At 66.7% G+C, this 16,582-nt stretch carries 19 protein-coding genes; 10 read left to right on the top strand and 9 right to left on the bottom strand.

What is annotated here, in order from left to right; all coding sequences use genetic code 11:
• The first annotated feature begins 13 nt into the window (after positions 1 to 13).
• Complete coding sequence (locus tag BAY61_RS26180) at positions 14 to 1,453, top strand: bis-aminopropyl spermidine synthase family protein (RefSeq protein ID WP_245865440.1); 1,440 nt, start codon at positions 14 to 16, stop codon at positions 1,451 to 1,453.
• Here the strand turns inward: BAY61_RS26180 and BAY61_RS26185 are convergent.
• Positions 1,443 to 2,609, bottom strand: coding sequence for an NAD(P)-dependent malic enzyme (locus tag BAY61_RS26185; RefSeq protein ID WP_245865442.1), 1,167 nt, complete (start codon positions 2,607 to 2,609; stop codon positions 1,443 to 1,445). The two genes, BAY61_RS26180 and BAY61_RS26185, sit on opposite strands and share 11 nt — an antisense overlap.
• A gap of 311 nt (positions 2,610 to 2,920) precedes the next feature.
• Between BAY61_RS26185 and rfbC the strand changes: the two genes are divergently transcribed.
• Complete coding sequence (rfbC, locus tag BAY61_RS26190; RefSeq protein ID WP_091809372.1) at positions 2,921 to 3,526, top strand: dTDP-4-dehydrorhamnose 3,5-epimerase; 606 nt, start codon at positions 2,921 to 2,923, stop codon at positions 3,524 to 3,526.
• Between the two features lies 1 nt (position 3,527).
• Here rfbC and BAY61_RS26195 read toward each other — a convergent pair whose 3' ends face one another.
• Entirely contained in the window at positions 3,528 to 5,129 is a 1,602-nt protein-coding gene (locus BAY61_RS26195; protein ID WP_091809370.1) for a GMC oxidoreductase, read from the bottom strand.
• A 213-nt stretch (positions 5,130 to 5,342) separates the two neighbouring features.
• Here BAY61_RS26195 and BAY61_RS26200 point away from each other — a divergent pair, with 213 nt between their 5' ends.
• Positions 5,343 to 5,933, top strand: a complete 591-nt coding sequence (locus BAY61_RS26200; RefSeq protein ID WP_091809367.1) for an acid phosphatase — start codon at positions 5,343 to 5,345, stop codon at positions 5,931 to 5,933.
• A gap of 40 nt (positions 5,934 to 5,973) precedes the next feature.
• Entirely contained in the window at positions 5,974 to 6,462 is a 489-nt protein-coding gene (locus BAY61_RS26205; RefSeq protein ID WP_091809366.1) for a GNAT family N-acetyltransferase, read from the top strand.
• A gap of 63 nt (positions 6,463 to 6,525) precedes the next feature.
• Here BAY61_RS26205 and BAY61_RS26210 read toward each other — a convergent pair whose 3' ends face one another.
• Positions 6,526 to 7,005 (bottom strand): hypothetical protein, encoded by a 480-nt coding sequence (locus BAY61_RS26210; RefSeq protein WP_091809364.1) that lies wholly within the window; start codon positions 7,003 to 7,005, stop codon positions 6,526 to 6,528.
• A gap of 392 nt (positions 7,006 to 7,397) precedes the next feature.
• On the opposite strand from BAY61_RS26210, the gene BAY61_RS26215 reads away from it, so the two are divergent.
• Entirely contained in the window at positions 7,398 to 8,324 is a 927-nt protein-coding gene (locus BAY61_RS26215; protein ID WP_091809362.1) for a diacylglycerol/lipid kinase family protein, read from the top strand.
• Between the two features lie 290 nt (positions 8,325 to 8,614).
• Positions 8,615 to 8,869, top strand: coding sequence for a WhiB family transcriptional regulator (locus tag BAY61_RS26220; RefSeq protein ID WP_091809360.1), 255 nt, complete (start codon positions 8,615 to 8,617; stop codon positions 8,867 to 8,869).
• 313 nt (positions 8,870 to 9,182) lie between these two features.
• Here BAY61_RS26220 and BAY61_RS26225 read toward each other — a convergent pair whose 3' ends face one another.
• Entirely contained in the window at positions 9,183 to 10,706 is a 1,524-nt protein-coding gene (locus BAY61_RS26225) for a sensor histidine kinase (RefSeq protein ID WP_091809358.1), read from the bottom strand.
• A 2-nt stretch (positions 10,707 to 10,708) separates the two neighbouring features.
• The gene (locus tag BAY61_RS26230; protein ID WP_091809356.1) at positions 10,709 to 10,924 is read right to left on the bottom strand and encodes a biotin/lipoyl-binding carrier protein; all 216 of its coding nucleotides are present in this window, start codon (positions 10,922 to 10,924) and stop codon (positions 10,709 to 10,711) included.
• Between the two features lie 148 nt (positions 10,925 to 11,072).
• Between BAY61_RS26230 and BAY61_RS34090 the strand changes: the two genes are divergently transcribed.
• Positions 11,073 to 11,147, top strand: a complete 75-nt coding sequence (locus tag BAY61_RS34090) for a 50S ribosomal protein bL37 (RefSeq protein WP_098515123.1) — start codon at positions 11,073 to 11,075, stop codon at positions 11,145 to 11,147.
• Between the two features lie 65 nt (positions 11,148 to 11,212).
• Here BAY61_RS34090 and rsrA read toward each other — a convergent pair whose 3' ends face one another.
• Positions 11,213 to 11,557 carry a mycothiol system anti-sigma-R factor gene (rsrA, locus tag BAY61_RS26235; RefSeq protein ID WP_091809355.1) on the bottom strand — a complete coding sequence of 115 codons (345 nt, stop codon included), beginning with the start codon at positions 11,555 to 11,557 and terminating at the stop codon, positions 11,213 to 11,215.
• Positions 11,554 to 12,192 (bottom strand): sigma-70 family RNA polymerase sigma factor, encoded by a 639-nt coding sequence (locus BAY61_RS26240; RefSeq protein ID WP_091809354.1) that lies wholly within the window; start codon positions 12,190 to 12,192, stop codon positions 11,554 to 11,556. The genes rsrA and BAY61_RS26240 overlap by 4 nt, the downstream gene beginning before the upstream one ends.
• A gap of 143 nt (positions 12,193 to 12,335) precedes the next feature.
• Between BAY61_RS26240 and ybaK the strand changes: the two genes are divergently transcribed.
• Positions 12,336 to 12,818 (top strand): Cys-tRNA(Pro) deacylase, encoded by a 483-nt coding sequence (gene ybaK, locus BAY61_RS26245; RefSeq protein ID WP_091809353.1) that lies wholly within the window; start codon positions 12,336 to 12,338, stop codon positions 12,816 to 12,818.
• Between the two features lie 6 nt (positions 12,819 to 12,824).
• Here ybaK and BAY61_RS26250 read toward each other — a convergent pair whose 3' ends face one another.
• Entirely contained in the window at positions 12,825 to 13,439 is a 615-nt protein-coding gene (locus BAY61_RS26250) for an alpha/beta hydrolase family protein (RefSeq protein WP_091809352.1), read from the bottom strand.
• Positions 13,436 to 14,242 (bottom strand): SOS response-associated peptidase, encoded by an 807-nt coding sequence (locus BAY61_RS26255; RefSeq protein ID WP_091809351.1) that lies wholly within the window; start codon positions 14,240 to 14,242, stop codon positions 13,436 to 13,438. The genes BAY61_RS26250 and BAY61_RS26255 overlap by 4 nt, the downstream gene beginning before the upstream one ends.
• A 294-nt stretch (positions 14,243 to 14,536) precedes the next feature.
• Here BAY61_RS26255 and rsgA point away from each other — a divergent pair, with 294 nt between their 5' ends.
• Both rsgA and BAY61_RS26265 read left to right on the top strand, forming a co-directional pair.
• Complete coding sequence (rsgA, locus tag BAY61_RS26260; RefSeq protein WP_091809350.1) at positions 14,537 to 15,541, top strand: ribosome small subunit-dependent GTPase A; 1,005 nt, start codon at positions 14,537 to 14,539, stop codon at positions 15,539 to 15,541.
• Between the two features lie 201 nt (positions 15,542 to 15,742).
• Positions 15,743 to 16,555 carry an SCO4651 family lipoprotein gene (locus BAY61_RS26265; protein ID WP_091809349.1) on the top strand — a complete coding sequence of 271 codons (813 nt, stop codon included), beginning with the start codon at positions 15,743 to 15,745 and terminating at the stop codon, positions 16,553 to 16,555.
• Positions 16,556 to 16,582: the final 27 nt, after the last annotated feature.

Raw genomic sequence — 16,582 nt, forward strand, 5'->3', positions numbered from 1 at the left:
CTAGGCTGACAGGGTGACTTCGGTGAGCCAGGCATTCGGCATTTCGGCACCCCCACTCAGGCTCGCGATCACCCTGTTGAGCAGTGGCTGGCGGGACCTCGACGAGCTGGTGAGCGCGACGGCCGCGCCGAGAAGGAGTGTCGAGGATCTGCTGACCGCGCTCGACGGTGACCTGGAAAAGGACGGCGCCGCGATGCGGTTGCGCGAGGACGCCGTCGACCGTTACCGGGAGCTGGCGACTCCACCGGCGGACCCCGGCGAGGAGGTCGCCGCGAAGCTGGCCGCGCTCGTCGAGGACGTACCGGCCGCGCTGCCCGCGCTCGACCACGTCCAGGCGACCCCGGACACCGCGCTGCGCAGGGCGAGCTGGCTCGCCGAGCAGTACGACCTTCGCTCGGCCAGGCTGCTTTTCCTCGGCGACCACGATCTGACCTCACTCGCGGTCAGAGCCGTCGCCCCCTCGGCGCACCTGACGGTCGTCGACGTCGACGACCGGGTGCTCGAATACATCGACCGGCACGGTGACCGAAGCATCCGCACGGTGCACGCCGATCTCCGGTTCGGGCTCCCGCTCGCGGTGGCAGGCAGCTCCGACGTTGTGTTCAGCGATCCGCCCTACACCAGGGAAGGCATGGGATTGTTCGCCTCGCGCGGCATCGAATGCCTCGCCGAACCACAACAGGGACGGCTCGTGCTTGCCTATGGCTACAGCGTCCGGCATCCAGCGCTCGGCCACCAGGTGCAGCTGGCGCTCACCGCGCTGGGCCTCACCTTCGAGGCGATCATCCCGAACTTCAACCGCTACACCGGCGCGCAGGCGATCGGAAGCGCGGCCGATCTCTACGTATGCCAGCCGACTGCCCGCTCGGGCAAGCAGGGCAAGGTAGCGAAACAGCGGAAGGGGCAGCGGCCCGGCATCTACACCCACGGCCCGCAGTCGGTCGAAGCGCGCGAGACACCGGCGGCACTGCGCGAGGCGTTGCTCGGCCGCGCATCGGAAACCGGGCTGCCGGTCGAGGAACGCGGTATCGACTGGACCACGCCTTCGCCGGTGCCGGAAGGCACGGCGGTCGCGATCGACCTCAGCGCCGACCCTGGGCCGTGGTTGCTCAGGGTCCTGCTCGGCTTCAACGCGACCCGCCTCGCGCTGCTGCTGCCCAACGCGCACCCCGATCTCGGCAACGCGAAAGCTCAGGCCGCCCTCACCGAGTTGGTCGCCGGCAAGTACCGGCTCACCCTCCGCCGGAGTACGCCCGACAACAAGCACGCGATCGTGGTCGCCGACGCGATACCGGCCGGAGACGAGAAACCGGCCGTGCACACGGTGTTCTCCCGCGCGCACGGCCGGCTCGGCAATCTCTGGCAGCAAGCTCCCTCCGACATCGCGGGGCTACGGCTCGTGGACCTGCCGAGGCACCGGATCGCGGAGGTTCAGGCCGCGCTCAGGCGGTGACCCCGTCCGAGGCGGCAGCCTTGGCGACGGCGGTGGCCACCTCGACGGCCACCGCCGGGTCGAGCGGGCTCGGCACGATGTGATCGACGGCGAGCTTGTCGGCGGCGACAGCGGCGATCGCGTCGGCAGCGGCCAGCTTCATGTTCTCCGTGATCGACCTCGCACCCGAGTCGAGCGCGCCCCGGAAGACGCCGGGAAAGGCGAGCACGTTGTTGATCTGGTTGGGGAAGTCGCTGCGTCCCGTCGCCACGACCGAGGCGTATTTCGCCGCGATCTCGGGGTGCAGCTCGGGGTCCGGGTTGGACAGTGCGAAGAAGATCGAGTTGTCCGCCATGCCTTCGAGCAGGCTTTCCTCGACCGTCGATCCGGAAAGCCCGACGAAGACGTCGGCTCCCTTGAGCGCTTCGGCGAGCCCACCGGTGAGACCACTCGTGTTGGTGGTCTCCGCGAGCCGCGCCTTGACCGGGTTGAGCCCGTCCCTTCCCGCGTGGATGATGCCCTTCGAGTCGAGGACCGTCACGTCACCGACACCAGCGGCCTTGAGGATCTTCGCGCACGCCACGCCTGCCGCTCCGGCGCCGGAGATGACGACGCGCTCGTCGCCGATCGCCTTGTCCAGCACCATGTTCGCGCCACGCAGCGCGGCGAGCACCACGATCGCGGTGCCGTGCTGGTCGTCGTGCATGACCGGACAGTCGAGCGCTTCCTTGAGCTTGTCCTCAAGTTCGAAGCACCGGGGCGCCGAAATGTCTTCGAGGTTGACCGCGCCGAACGAGGGCCGAAGCCGAACGAGAGTCTCGACGATCTCGTCGACGTCGGTGGTGTCGAGCACGAGCGGGATCGAGTTCAGGTCGGCGAAGGTCTTGAAAAGAACCGACTTGCCCTCCATCACCGGCAGCGAGGCGCTCGCGCCGATGTCGCCGAGCCCGAGTACCGCGGTTCCGTCGCTGACCACGGCGACGAGCCGGTCGGCCCAGGTGTAGCGCGCGGCACGGGAGTTGTCCTCCGCGATCGCACGGCTCACCTTCGCCACGCCCGGCGTGTAGGCGATGGAAAGGTCACGCGCCTCGGTGATGGGGCGAGTGGCGGCCACCGAGAGCTTGCCGCCCTCATGACCGGTGAAGATCTCTTCGTCGCTCACCTGAGCTTGGGACACGTCAATCTCCAGGCAGAGTAAGGAATCCAGGGGTCACCGCGCTCGGTGTCCCCAGTTGCGTTGGGCTCCTCAAACACGACATACCAACGCTGTAGCGCTGACCGTCGGCGAGGCGTCCGTCGAGGCCCGTGGTCGAGGCTGTTGCCGCGGACGCGGCGGTTCGACCAGTGTGACAGGCAAGCGGGGTGGTTTGCGTGCGGGGTGCGGTTGAGATCACAGATTTCGCCGAATTTCGCCTGGTCACAGGGCCAATAGCAAGACGACCGTCCGGCTTGGGATTGCCGTGCGCGGCGGTACTAAGCTGCTCCACCATGGATGTCCGCGAGCTCGCCGTTTCCGACTCCTACGAGTTCACCCCGCGCGTTTTCCCTGATGAGCGTGGGATTTTCGTGGCGCCGTTCCAAGAGCGGACCTTTGTCGAGACGGTCGGTCATCCGTTGCGGCTCGCGCAGACCAACCACAGCGTTTCCCGCAGGGGAACGATTCGAGGGATTCATTTCGCCGACACGCCTCCAGGACAGGCGAAGTACGTCTACTGCCCACGTGGCGCACTTCTCGATGTGATCGTCGACATCCGCGTGGGCTCACCCACATTCGGGCGGTGGGATTCGGTCGTACTGGACAGCACGAGCTATCGCGCGGTGTACGTGGCGGAAGGACTCGGCCATGGGTTCATCGCGCTCGAAGACGACACCGTCATGGCCTACGCGTGTTCGACGGGGTACAACCCCGGAGCCGAACACGGCATCACCCCGATCGACCCCGCCCTCGGCCTGCCGTGGCCCGCCGACCTCACTCCCATTCTGTCCGAAAAGGACACCAAGGCGCCGACGCTCGCTGAGGCGAAGGAAGCCGGGCTGCTGCCTTCCTACGAGGCGTGCGCCGCGCACTACGCCGCGCTGCGCGCCACCGCCTGAATCACAGGTCCTCCGCGAGAATCCGGTCCATGTTGCGCTCGGCGAGCGCGGTGATCGTCACGAACGGATTCACCCCGGTGCTGCCCGGAATGAGCGAGCCGTCGGTGACGTAGAGGTTCGGGTAGCCGCGCACCCTTCCGTAGTTGTCGGTCGCCTCGCCGAGCACGAGCCCGCCGAGCGGGTGGTAGGTGAAACGGTTCTCGAACTTGCGGGTGTCGCCGAAGAGATCGGACCGGTAGATGGTGCGGTTCGCCCTGTTGACGCGGTCGAAGAGAGCCTTCGCCGAGTCGATGGATCCCTGCCCCTGTTCGGCACGCCACCGCAGTCTCGCCGAGTCGGTGGCGTGGTCGTAGGTGAAGTGCCCTCGCTCGGGGTTCTTCGTGATGGCGAGGTAGAGGCTCGCCCACAGTTCGACGCCTGCCGGCATGGGAGCGATCTCGGCGAAAACGGGGTGGACCGGGTCGTCCCACGCGTCGATGCCGAGCGCGGGCATCCCCGACTGCAACGCGCCGGTCAGGTCCCACACGTGATTGGCCCTGCCGAGCATCACGTTGCCGTTGGTGCCCCAGCCCTGCCCGACCTCCGCGCCGAGGTCGGGCAGGGTTCCGGTATCCCTGGCGCGAAGCAGTAGTTCGGTCGAGCCGAGGCTGCCCGCACCGAGGAAGAGGTACCTGGTGGCGAGCTCGGTCGTCGCGGTGACGCCGCCCGTGTCGTCGAGCCGGTCGACGGTCAGCACGTAACCGCCGTCTTCCGCTCGCCTGATGGCCTTGACCTCGTGCAGCGAGCGAATGGTGACGTTGCCGGTGCCGAGCGCCGCGGCGAGATAGGTCTTGTCGAGCGAGCGCTTGCCGTGGTTGTTGCCGTAGATCACCTCGCCGCCGAGCGCGGAACGGGGGACCTCACCCGCTTCTTCCCTTTTCATGTAGTCGAAGTCGTAGACACTCGGCACGAACGTGGTGTCGAGGCCCGCTTTCGCCGCGTGCTTCCTCGACACCCTCGCGTACTGGTAGGAGGAGCAGGTCTCGAACCAGTCGGGGTCGATGTCGTTGACCCCGAGCGCGGCGTTGGCCATCGGGAAGTAGGTGCGGTACATCTCGGCCGCGTCGACCTGGGGAAGGATCTCCTCGAAGTAGGACCGCCTCGGCGTGACCGCCATCGCCCCGTTGACGAGCGAGCCGCCGCCGACGCCCCTTCCCACGTACACGGACATGTCGCCGTGGTCGACGCGGTCGAGCACCCCGGTGTAGCGCTCGATCTTCCTGTTGATGTCGATCCACAGGAACGAGGCGAGCGGCATCTGCGTGCGCTCCTTGAGCCACATCGACCGCTTGTCGGGCTTGAGCATGCCGGAGAACACGTTGTCACCGGCGTGCGTTTCCCACAGCCGCCCCATTTCGAGCATGACCGTCTGGATACCCGCCTCCCCGAGGCGCAGCGCGGTGACCGCCGCCCCGTACCCGGTGCCGATCACGACGGCCCGCGCGGAGTCACGCCGGGCCGCCGCGCTCGCCGAGGGGACCCCGATGGTGGTGAGACCGAGTGCCGCGGCGGAGCCGAGCGCGGAGTACCCGAGAAATCGCCTGCGGGAAAGGGAGGAGGGCATGGCGGCGATATTCCCCTCGGTGCGCGCCGTCGACAACCGCGATCCCGAATCCGCTTCACGTCAGCTGGGTAAACGCCGTTAAGTTCACCCGGCCGGTCGAACTCGTCGCACCACTGTCCGGGGGCGCCAGGGGCCTCGTCTTGCCTCGCGAACTCCGGCGAACGCGCATCTCACCGGCCTGAGCGCGGATCTCGATGACCTATATTCGCAACTGTGGACCAGCACGAGCTCCTACTCCTTCGCCACGGCCAGACCCAGTGGTCGGCCGTGGGCAAGCACACCGGACGCACCGACCTGCCGCTGACCGCCGTCGGCGAGCGGCAGGCACACGCGGCGGGCCGCACCTACGCGCTCATGCACCACGCCGAGGCTCCCGCGCTCGTACTGAGCAGCCCGAGAGCGAGAGCGCTGCGAACGGCCGAACTGGCAGGTCTGACCGTCGACGAGACCACCGAGCAGCTCGCCGAGTGGGACTACGGCGACTACGAAGGGCTCACCACCGACCACATCAGGGAGCAGGTGCCGGGCTGGACGCTGTGGACCGGCCCCGTTCCCGGCGGTGAGTCGGCAGCGCAGGTCACCGCGAGAGCCGACAAGCTACTCGACCGCATTCGCGCCGAACTGGCCGACCGTGAGGTCGTACTCGTCGGGCACGGTCACTTCAGCAGGGTGCTCATCGCCCGCTGGATCGGGCTCGACGGCACCGGAGGGGTCCACTTCAAGTTCGATCCGGCGAGCATCACGGTGCTCGGCCACGAACGGTCCGTTCCCCAGATCCATCATCTCAACGTGCCGCCATCCTGACGGTCCGTCCCCATCAGCGAGAGAAAACCGAGGTAACCGCGTGTCCACCCTGATCAGAAGGGTCAGCGAAGCCGACATCGCCGTCGTCGTCCGGCTCGTTCACGAACTGGCCGAATACGAGAAGGCACCCCAGGAATGCCATCTCACCGAACCCGCGCTGCGCGAGGCGCTGTTCAACGAAGCTCCCGCACTGTTCGGCCACGTCGCGGAAGTGGATGGCGAGGTCGCCGGATTCGCGCTGTGGTTCAAGAACTTCTCCACATGGCGCGGCGTACACGGCATCTATCTCGAAGACCTCTACGTCAGCACGCAACAGCGGGGATCCGGCCTCGGCAAGGCACTGCTCGCCGCGCTGGCCGCCGAATGTGTCGAGCGGGGCTACGCGCGACTGGAATGGTCGGTGCTGAACTGGAACCCCGCCGTCGGGTTCTACAAGGCACTCGGGGCGCTGCCACAGGACGAGTGGACGACCTACCGGCTCACCGACGAACCACTGCGCGCGCTCGCCAAGGAAAGTCACCCGATCTGACCGACAGGTCAGTCCACAGTAGACAAAACTAGGGGCGGGCGGGCCGCCGGTGCGGGGAAGCCGTCAGTCCTCGTATCGCTGCTTTCGGGAGGCGCGACCCTCCGCACCGCCACGACGGGCGGCTTCCTCCTCGGTCTCCCCCGCCTCCTGGCCGAGTACCCACGCCCGCGAGGCACGACGGAACAACAGCACCACCACGAGCGCGCCCGCGATCATCACCGGCACGCCGAATCCGCCCTGCCCCGAAGGACCGGCCGCGTACCAGCCGACGCCGATCAGCACGAGTGCCACGACGACCGAAGGCGACCTCGCCCACGTCTTGCCGAGCAACAGCCCGACCGCGCAGGCGAGCACACCGAGCGCGAGCACGACGTAGTAGCCGATCTCGGCATAGATGTTGTTGCCTGGCACCTCGGCGCCGCCGAGGTGATTGACGGCGAGTATGACGCCGATCGCGAGCAGGCCGAACCCTGGCAAAGCGGTCAGCAGCCCCGCGTAGCGGACCTCGCGAGGCGCTGGCGAAACAATGTCGGCGAGTCGCACGAACTGGCCTTCCCGTCAAATGACCGTGCGTGAGCACTTTCGATGGTATGCCACCCGGTCGGCCGTTTTCGAGCGGCCGCCGCGGGGGTGAAGATCTGGTTGTCGTCGATGAGCCGGCGGTCGGCCGGGGTGCACTCGTCACGGCAGCGGTGTCCGCGTCGAGGCGTGGCCGCCGCCGACCACATGCCGGTCCCCGGCGTGTGCCGCGTGTCCTGATGGCTGCGGAAACGCCACGGGACACGAGCGCACGTCGCGTGCCCGAAGGGAGAGGCGAACGGCGGGCGACGCTTCTTTTGCCGTCGCCACGCACGGCCGCGAGCAGTGACGAGCCTCGCAGGATTAGTCGGGCGATGCCGGGCGTCGTGCCCCCGCCTTCACCTACTCTGCGGGTTGTGCGCGCAGTCCTCGTCGTCAACCCACAGGCAACGGCGACCACTCCCGGTGGTCGTGACGTCCTCGCGCACGCGCTGGCCAGCGACGTCAAACTCGACGTCGTCGAAACCGACTACCGGGGCCACGCGATGGCAGTCGCGAGGGCGGCCGCACGGGACGAGGTCGATCTCGTCGTGGCCCACGGCGGCGACGGGACCATCAACGAGGTTGTCAACGGACTCCTTGCCGACAGCGGAGAGCGACCGGGGAACTACACGACGGTTCCGATGCTCGGGGTCGTTCCCGGCGGTTCCGCGAATGTCTTCGCCCGCGCGCTCGGCTTGCCGTGCGATCCGGTGGAGGCGACCCACCAGTTGCTGAACGCCATCGAAGAACGGCGCAGCAGAACGGTGGGCCTCGGAAGAGCGGGCGAAAGGTGGTTCACCTTCAACGCGGGCATGGGCTGGGACGCCGATGTCGTCGCGGGAGTCGAGAAACGAAGGGGAAAGCAGACCAGCCCTTCGCTGTACATGCGCACGGCACTCGCCTGCTATCTGCGCCCCCCGAACGGCAGGCCGGAATTGACGGTCGAGGTCGAGGGGGAAGAACCGGTGCCGGTCCGCACGGCGTTCATCTCCAACACGGATCCGTGGAGCTATCTCGGTAACCGTCCCGTTCACCTCAACACCGGCTGTTCCTTCGACACCGGGCTCGGCCTTTTCGCCTTGCGGGGCATGGCTTTGCCGACGGTGCTGCGCCATCTCCGGCAGGCTCTGCGCACGCGCGGCAAACACCGGGGCAAGCAGTTGTTGCGTGACGACGACGTCGCTGTTGTCGCGGTCACCGCCCAAGAGCCCGTAAACTTGCAGGTGGACGGCGACCTGGTCGGACAGCGAACCCGGGTGGAGTTCAGGAGCGTCGCTCGCGCGCTCACCGTGGCCGCATAAGCGATCGCGGTCGGTCAACTGCACTGACTGATCACCTGGGACAAACTCAATATTGCCGTTCAGCGACGGAGAAGCTCCGCTCACCGCACCGTTCCTCGCACCAGAGGGTCGATGACTGCGAAAAGCCGCAGGTCAGGCTAGTCGCTCCTGCGGGTGAGCTGACTCACCGATCTCCCGAAAACACTTGTCGAACTCGGTGCTTCGTGAAACCATTCACAAGCACCCCAAGAAACGACCGCCATGACGACTGTGGCGCGGAATGCCGCGCCGTTATAAAGGAGTTCAAGGAAATGGACTGGCGCCACCGCGCGGCGTGCCGAGACGAGGACCCGGAACTGTTCTTCCCCGTGGGCACCAGCGGCCCCGCTGTCTCGCAGATCACCGCGGCGAAGTCCGTGTGTCACCGCTGCACCGTTGCTTCCGACTGCCTCGCCTGGGCACTGGCCAGTGGCCAAGATGCCGGTGTGTGGGGCGGAATGAGCGAAGACGAGCGACGCGCACTCAAGCGTCGGCGCGCGCAGATCGGCACGCGTAGCAACTTCTGAGCATCGACGTAGAACACAAGCAATTGCCTTTTGCTTGGCAGAACAATTCCTGTTGGCAAAAGGTTTGAGGGTCGGCATCCGTATCGGGTGCCGACCCTCAAGCGTTTGAGCCAAACGCGATCGGAACAACTGTCCGCACGCAACTTGATACGGGATAGGCGCCTGCCGGATACCGGCGGAGCCGCACCCGGCGAATCGGAGGCGGGCTGGTATCGAACCGGCACGCGAAACCGGTTCAGCGGAGAATGGCACGACTCGGTCGATCGGTACGGGCCGATGACGAGCGCCGATCAGCGGAACCGAGGCGAGGTGGTCACCCTCGGCGGCTCAGCGGAATGCGCAATGCCGCCTCGGTACCGACTTTGCGCCCACTGCCGTGACCGCCGCGAACTTCGTCGTCCTCGCGAAGACTGCGCAACGACAACGAGCCGCGCAATTCCGATTCCACGAGTGTCCTCGCGATTTGCAGACCGAGCCCGTCCGCTCGCTCCAGCGAGAATCCGGCAGGCAAGCCCTTGCCGTTGTCGCGCACCATCACGTCCAGCCAGCGCGCGGATCGCTCGACGACGAGTTCGACCTTGCCCTTTCGGGCGCCCGCGAACGCGTGTCCCACGGCGTTCTGCACGAGTTCGGCGACGACCATCACGAGCGGCGTCGCGATCTCGGCGACGACGACCCCGAACGATCCGCTGCGGGACAACGTGACCTGAGCCTCCGCCGTCGCGATGTCGCCGACCATCGGCAGCACGTTGTCGAGCAGCTTGTCGAGATCGACCCGCTCATCCACGGACATCGACAGTGCCTCGTGCACCATCGCGATGGAGGACACCCTGCGGACCGATTCGCTGAGCGCCTGCCGCGCCTCGGGACTCGGCGTTCTGCGCGACTGCAACCGCAACAGCGCGGCCACGGTCTGCAGGTTGTTCTTGACCCTGTGGTGGATCTCGCGAATGGTGGCGTCCTTGGAAAGCAGCGCGCGATCGCGCCGCTTGACCTCTGTCACGTCCCTGGCGAGCACGAGCGCACCGGCGGGACGCCCCGCCGGACGCAACGGAAGCGCCCTGAACAACACGACGGCACCTCGCCGGGATTCGACCTCGGTCCTGCTGCCCGGTTTGCCGTCGAGCGCGTCGAGAATGCGGTGCGCCACCTCGGTGGCGTCAAAGGGGTCGCGGATGAGCGAGCGCGTGAGCGGAGCCAGCCGCGTCCCGATCAGGTCCGACTCGTGGCCCATCCGGTGGTAGGCGGATTGCCCATTGGGGCTCGCGAACACGACGGTGCCGCTCTGGTCGAGCCGGATGAGCCCATCGCCCACCCTCGGGCTCGTGTGCACGTCGGTGCCGCCGTCGGGACTGGGGAAGGTGCCGTCGGCGATCATCTGGCACAGATCGGCGCCGCTGCCGAGGTAGGCGATCTCCAGCGGGCTCGGCACCCTCGGCGACGCGAGGTTGGTCTCCCTGCTCAACACCGCGATGACCGAATCGCCGAACTTGATCGGAATCGCTTCCCTCCGCATGGGAAGGTCCCGGTACCAGTGCGGGTCCTCCTCGCGGCAGATGCGCACCTCGCGCATGGCCCTGGCGAGCTGAGGATGCTCGGCGGTGGTGAAGCGGGTACCGACGACGTCCTCCGGATGCGCCGTCGGCGCCGTGGTCGGCCGCACCTGGGCGACACAGACGAAGTCACCGTCAGCCTCGGCGACGGGAACCCACATCAGGAAATCCGCGAACGAAAGGTCGGCGAGCAACTGCCATTCGGCGACCACCATCTGCAAATGGTCGGCGGATTCTCCAGGCAGGCCGGTGTTCTCGGCCAGCAATTCGACGAGCGTGGACATACCTAGTCGACCACCGCGATCAGGTCGCCTTCTTGAACGACATCGCCTTCCGTGACGGCCAGCCTCGTGAGCTTGCCGTCCGAGCCAGTGAGCACCGGTATCTCCATCTTCATTGATTCGAGGATGACCACGGTGTCTCCCTTGTGCATCGCCTCGCCCTCCCTGGCGGCGACCTTCCACACGCTGGCGACGATCTCGGCCCGGATTTCCTCGGTCATTCGCAACTCCCTCAACATTGAACGAAGGCGAATCAACACCACGAGACTCAAGCCATAAAACCAGAGCGGAGCCACATTCGCCCAGCCCGGGAGGGGTGCGGCACACCCGCATGACACACTGGAGCGAGCACGTTGTGAAGGAGTGAGCATGTCCAAGCGAGCCAGGAAGCGGCGCGACCGCAAGAAGAACGGCGCCAACCACGGCAAGAAGCCCAACGCCTGATCCGGCGAAAAACGTGGCCCCCGATGTTCGCATCGGGGGCCACTGTTGTCTTCACCGCCGTATCGTCACGGCACGTCTCTTGGCTCGCTGACCTGCTCGACCGTCAGCTCGGTCTCGGTGACGCTCACCCCGCCGCGGTGTGCGACGGTCTGCCTTATCGAAGCCCTCAGCCTGCTTTTCAGCTCGGCCGGAGCATGGTCACCACCACATTTGCGGGCGAGCAACTGCTTGATCTGCTCATCGATCCCGTATTCCTCAAGGCACGGAGGGCAATCCTCGATGTGCTTGCGCAGCTCCGCGTCCCGCTCAGGGCTGCACTCGCGGTCGAGCAGGACGAAGATCTCGGCGAGCGCCTGGTCACAGTGGACCTGCTCGGAATCGGAGCGCTCGTGGCTTTCGTGCGCGGTCATCGTCCGGCCACCTCCTGCGTGGACCGGAGGAACCCCCGCTCCCTCGCGACATCGGCGAGAAGACCACGAAGCTGACTACGCCCCCTGTGCAGGCGCGACATCACTGTGCCGATGGGTGTATCCATGATCTCGGCGATTTCCTTGTAAGCGAAGCCTTCGACGTCGGCAAGGTACACGGCGAGCCGGAACTCCTCCGGCAACTGCTGCAAGGCGCTCTTCACGTCGGCGTCGGGGAGGCTGTCCATTGCCTCGACCTCCGCCGAGCGAAGTCCGCTCGACGTGTGGCTCTCGGCCTGGGCGATCTGCCAGTCCGTGATTTCCTCTGTCGGCTGTTGAATCGGCTGCCGCTGCCGCTTGCGGTAACCATTGATGTAGGTGTTGGTGAGGATCCGGTACATCCAGGCTTTGAGGTTCGTGCCCTTTTTGAAGGAGGCGAACGCCGCGTATGCCTTCAGATAGGTTTCCTGCACCAGGTCTTCCGCGTCGGCCGGGTTGCGGGTCATGCGCAACGCGGCGGAGTAGAGCTGGTCCAGCAGCGGCATGGCGTCGCGTTCGAAACGCTCGGCCCGCTCCTGCTCCGGCTCGACGACCGCGGGCTCGGGCTGCGCCTCCGCCTGGTTCTGCGTGCTCGGCAAACCGTTCCCTTCCGTAGCCACCAACTGCGCGTATGACGCTTCCAAGGATACGCGGCGACGGTTCCCGGTTCTGGTCAGTGTGATCGGCACATCGGGTGTAACACAGACAACCGGCGACGAATTCCACTGGTTAACATCACCTCGTGGCGGGTAAGGGTACGCCGGCGACGGCTTTGCTGAGCAAGAATAAAATCGAACACACTCTGCATTCATACGATCACGATCCGCGAGCGGAATCGTATGGCACCGAGGCGGCCGAAGCGCTCGGGGTCGAACCGGCCCAGGTCTTCAAGACTCTCGTGGCCGACGTCGACGGCAAACTCACCGTCGGTGTCGTTCCGGTCACCGGTCAGCTCGACCTCAAGGCACTGGCCTCGGCCGCGGGCGGCAAGAAGGCAAAGCTCGCCGACAAAACGGCCGCCCAGCGCGCGACCGGATACGTACTCGGCGGTATCTCCCCGCTCGGGCAGCGAGGCAGGCTCCCTGTCGTCATCGACGAGTCGGTGCGCGATTTCGGCACCGTACTGTGCTCCGCCGGACGCAGGGGGCTCGAAATCGAGATCGCGCCGACCGACCTGATCGCGCTGACCAGCGCGATCGTCGCGCCCATCGCCGGTCAGCCGTAGAACAGCTCAGCTCGCGTGGGGCCGCAGTACCCTGCCGAGCCAGTCGGCCGCCGCCCTCGACACTCCTTCGAGGTCGGCTTTGAGGCTGTGGTCTCCGGCGAGGAACACCACTTCGTGATGCGCGGAGGGCTCCGGCTTGCCGAACGGGTCACGTTCGCCCTGCACGACGAGCGCGGGCACCTCCACGGCGTCGAGCTCGGGCTGTCTCGTCTTCTCCGGTTTGCCGGGAGGGTGAACGGGAAACGCGAGACACAACACCGCTGCGGCCTGCCCGCTCGCGGCGGTCCGGCAAGCGACCCTGGCCCCCGACGACCTGCCGCCGAAGACGATCGGCACCCCGTCGAACCAGGTCGCTGCCAGTTCTTCGGCGACGGCGAGCCACGCCGCGTCCAGTTGCTTGGCCGGTGCCGGAGCGCGCCTTCCCGCGACCCGGTAAGGCTGCTCGACCAGCGCGACGTGCACTCCGGCCGCCTTCGCGGCCCTTGTGACGGCGACGAGGTCAGGGGCATCGATTCCACCGCCTGCCCCGTGCCCGAGCAGCAACCCCGCCGTGCCTTCCTCAGCGCAGTGCAGCTCGGCCCGTGCGGGCCCGTGCGGGGTCTCGATCTCCCTGCTCGTCATCGGTTCGGCACGTCGAACAGCGCTGTGTTGACTCCGTCGAGGTCAGGGGCTGGCTTCTCGGCCTTCTCGACCAGTTCAGGACCGTTGTTGCGCACACTGTTGACCCTTGTCGACACCGGGCGAAGCTCCAGCGCGTCGGCCCAGTCGACGCCGCGCGGGGTGAGCAGGTCGGCGACGTCCTTGCGATCGGGATCGAGCCACTGCTCCCAGTTGGCCTTCGCCATGACCAGCGGCATCCGGTTGTGCACGTCGGTGAGCTGGCCGATCGCGTCGGTCGTGATCACGGAGCAGGTGACGAGCGGAGGCGCGCCGTCTTCGGCGTTCGGGTCGCGCCACGTCTCCCAGATACCGGCGAACGCGAGCGACGAACCGTCCCTCGTCGTCATGTAGAACGGTTCCTTCGGCGCCTTCTTGCCTTTGTTGTCGCCGCCCTCGGCTGCCTTCCACTCGAACCAGCCGTCGGCGGGAATGAGGCAGCGGGTGCGGGAGAGAGCCTTGCGGAAGGCTGGCTTCTCCTTCGCCGTCTCCGCCCTGGTGTTGATCATCCTGCTGCCGACGCCGGGGTCCTTCGCCCAGAACGGCACGAGCCCCCACCGCATGACCCGCAGGCTGCGCACGGCGGGTTCCTCGTCGAGCACGTTGCCTTCGGCGTCGCGAGGGTGCCTTTCGACGACCGTCACCACGTTCTTGGTCGGCGCCACGTTGTAATCGGCGTTGGGCGCGTGCCCCTCCGTACCGTCGACGGCGTCGAATTCCGCCATCAACGCCGCCGGGTTCTTTGTGGCGGCATAACGACCGCACATGGCTTGGCCTCCCTGTTCTTCCGGCCCTTGAGCGCCATCGTGGCACGGTTGCCGGGCCTTGGCGAGCACGATGGGGGATCATCTACGAGTGCGTCCGGGAATCGTCCTCCGTGCGAGCGGTGTTCCATCCGGATGCGTCGCAAGGCGGTGCCGCGCTCGGAGGGAGCCATGACGGCGTCATGGTGACCGACGACAACGCCGCGAGGCGCCGGATGGGCGCCGCGCAGCCGATACGCGATGGTTCCCGGACGCACTCTATGACCTGCCCTGTCCACGACTGGAGGAAGTGACCGTTTGGCCCGCAGCGACTGGCGCGAACTCGACGAGAGCGATGTCCGGGTCAGACCGGGAAAAGGAACCCGGCCGCGCAGCAAACGCCGTCCGGCTCACGCCGACGCAACGCCCGCGATGGTGACCGGGGTCGACAGGGGAAGGTGGACCTGCGCTGCCGAGGGTGACCCCGGCAGGGTGGTCACCGCGATGAGGGCCCGTGAACTGGGCAGGACTCCCGTCGTCGTCGGCGACAACGTCGGCCTCGTCGGCGACGTCAGCGGCAAACCGGACACGCTGGCGAGGATCGTCAGGGTCGAGGAACGGTCGAGCGTGCTGCGAAGGACCGCCGACGACACCGACCCCTACGAGCGCATCGTCGTCGCCAACGCGGAGCAGTTGCTCATCGTGACCTCGCTCGCCGACCCCGAACCTCGCACCGGGTTCATCGACCGCTGCCTCGTCGCCTGCTACGCGGGCGGACTCGAACCGGTGTTGTGCCTGACCAAGGCGGATCTCGCCGATCCGGCCGAGCTGCTCGCCTCCTACGCCGACCTCGCCGTTCCCGCCGTCGTCACCCGCTACGACAAGCAGCCAGGAGGGCTGCTCGACCGGCTCAAGGGCCGGGTGTCGGCGCTCGTCGGGCATTCCGGAGTCGGCAAGTCGACGCTCGTCAACAAACTCCTTCCCGACGCCGACCTCGCGACGGGAAGGGTCAGCTCCGTCGGCAAGGGACGGCACACCTCCGTCGCGGCGGTCGCGCTGCCACTGCCGGGCAGCGGCTGGGTCGTCGACACCCCAGGGGTCCGTTCCTTCGGGCTCGCTCACATCACGGCCGACGACATCGTGTCCGCTTTTCCCGAGTTCGCGGAGGCCGCGGAGGAATGCCCTTCCGGCTGCGGGCATCTCGGGCCACCCGAGGACCCCGATTGCTCGCTCGACGACGTCGTCACGCGTGGCGACGCGAAACCGGGCAGGTTGGTGTCCCTGCGCAGGCTGCTCGCCTCGCGCGCGGGAATGGAAGGCTGAGTTTCCTCGTCGTCACCGACCGTTACGAGAGAATACCGATGAACTGACAGCCACCTCGCTGAACTGCGAAAAGGCGATTGCGAACAGTCCGATATCAAAGCCACGTGAAGGCTTCGCGCAGGCCCATGGAACCCTGACAGGTGATCGGACGTCTCATTCGTGCGGTTGACACCAGTTACGACACCAAATCAAGGGGATTCCATGCGCAAGACAGCCTTGGCGGCCAGTGGGTTTGCACTGGTCTTCGCCCTCAGTGCCTGTGGGGGCGACGGCGGCAACAACGCTTCGGGTGGATCGGGCAACTTCTTCGACAACCCGCAGGAGCTGGTCAAGGCCGCCTCCGCGCAGACCGAAGCGGCCAAGACGTCGAAGTACGAGATGACGATGAGCGCCGCCGGCATGGAGATCAAGGCCAACGGTGTGGGTCGTTACGACGGTGAAAACACCGCCATGTCGATGAACATGGAGATGATGGGCCAGTCCATCGAGATCCGGTTCGTCGACATGACCATGTACATGAAGGTGCCGCCGGAGGCCGCCGCGCAGATGGGCGGCAAGGAATGGGCGAAGATCGACGCCGAGAGCGCCGGCGCCCAGGGCGAGCAGTTCGACCAGATCGCGCAGCAGAGCGACCCCACCAAGACCCTGGAGTACATCCAGGAAGCCGGTGAGATCACGGGCAGCGAGGAAACGACGATCGACGGCCAGAAGGCCACGCACTACAAGATCGACCTCGACTTCGCCAAGATCGCCGACGAGATGGGCAGCAGCAGCGGCATGACCCCCGAGCAGGCCCAGCAGCTCGCGGACCAGGTCGGCACGCTGCCCATGGAGCTGTGGCTGAACGAGGAAAACCTGCCGCTCAAGGTGACCATGGACATGGGCGCCATCATGGAGGCCGCCGGCGCTCCGCAGAGCGAGAGCAAGATGGAGATGACCTACAGCGACTGGGGCACCGAGGTCGAGGTCGAGGCTCCGCCCGCCGACCAGGTCGGCGAGATGCCTGCCTTCTGATCCCGGTCAGCAGGGACGAAAAAGCGC

This window comes from Prauserella marina (assembly GCF_002240355.1).
GTDB lineage: Bacteria > Actinomycetota > Actinomycetes > Mycobacteriales > Pseudonocardiaceae > Prauserella_A > Prauserella_A marina.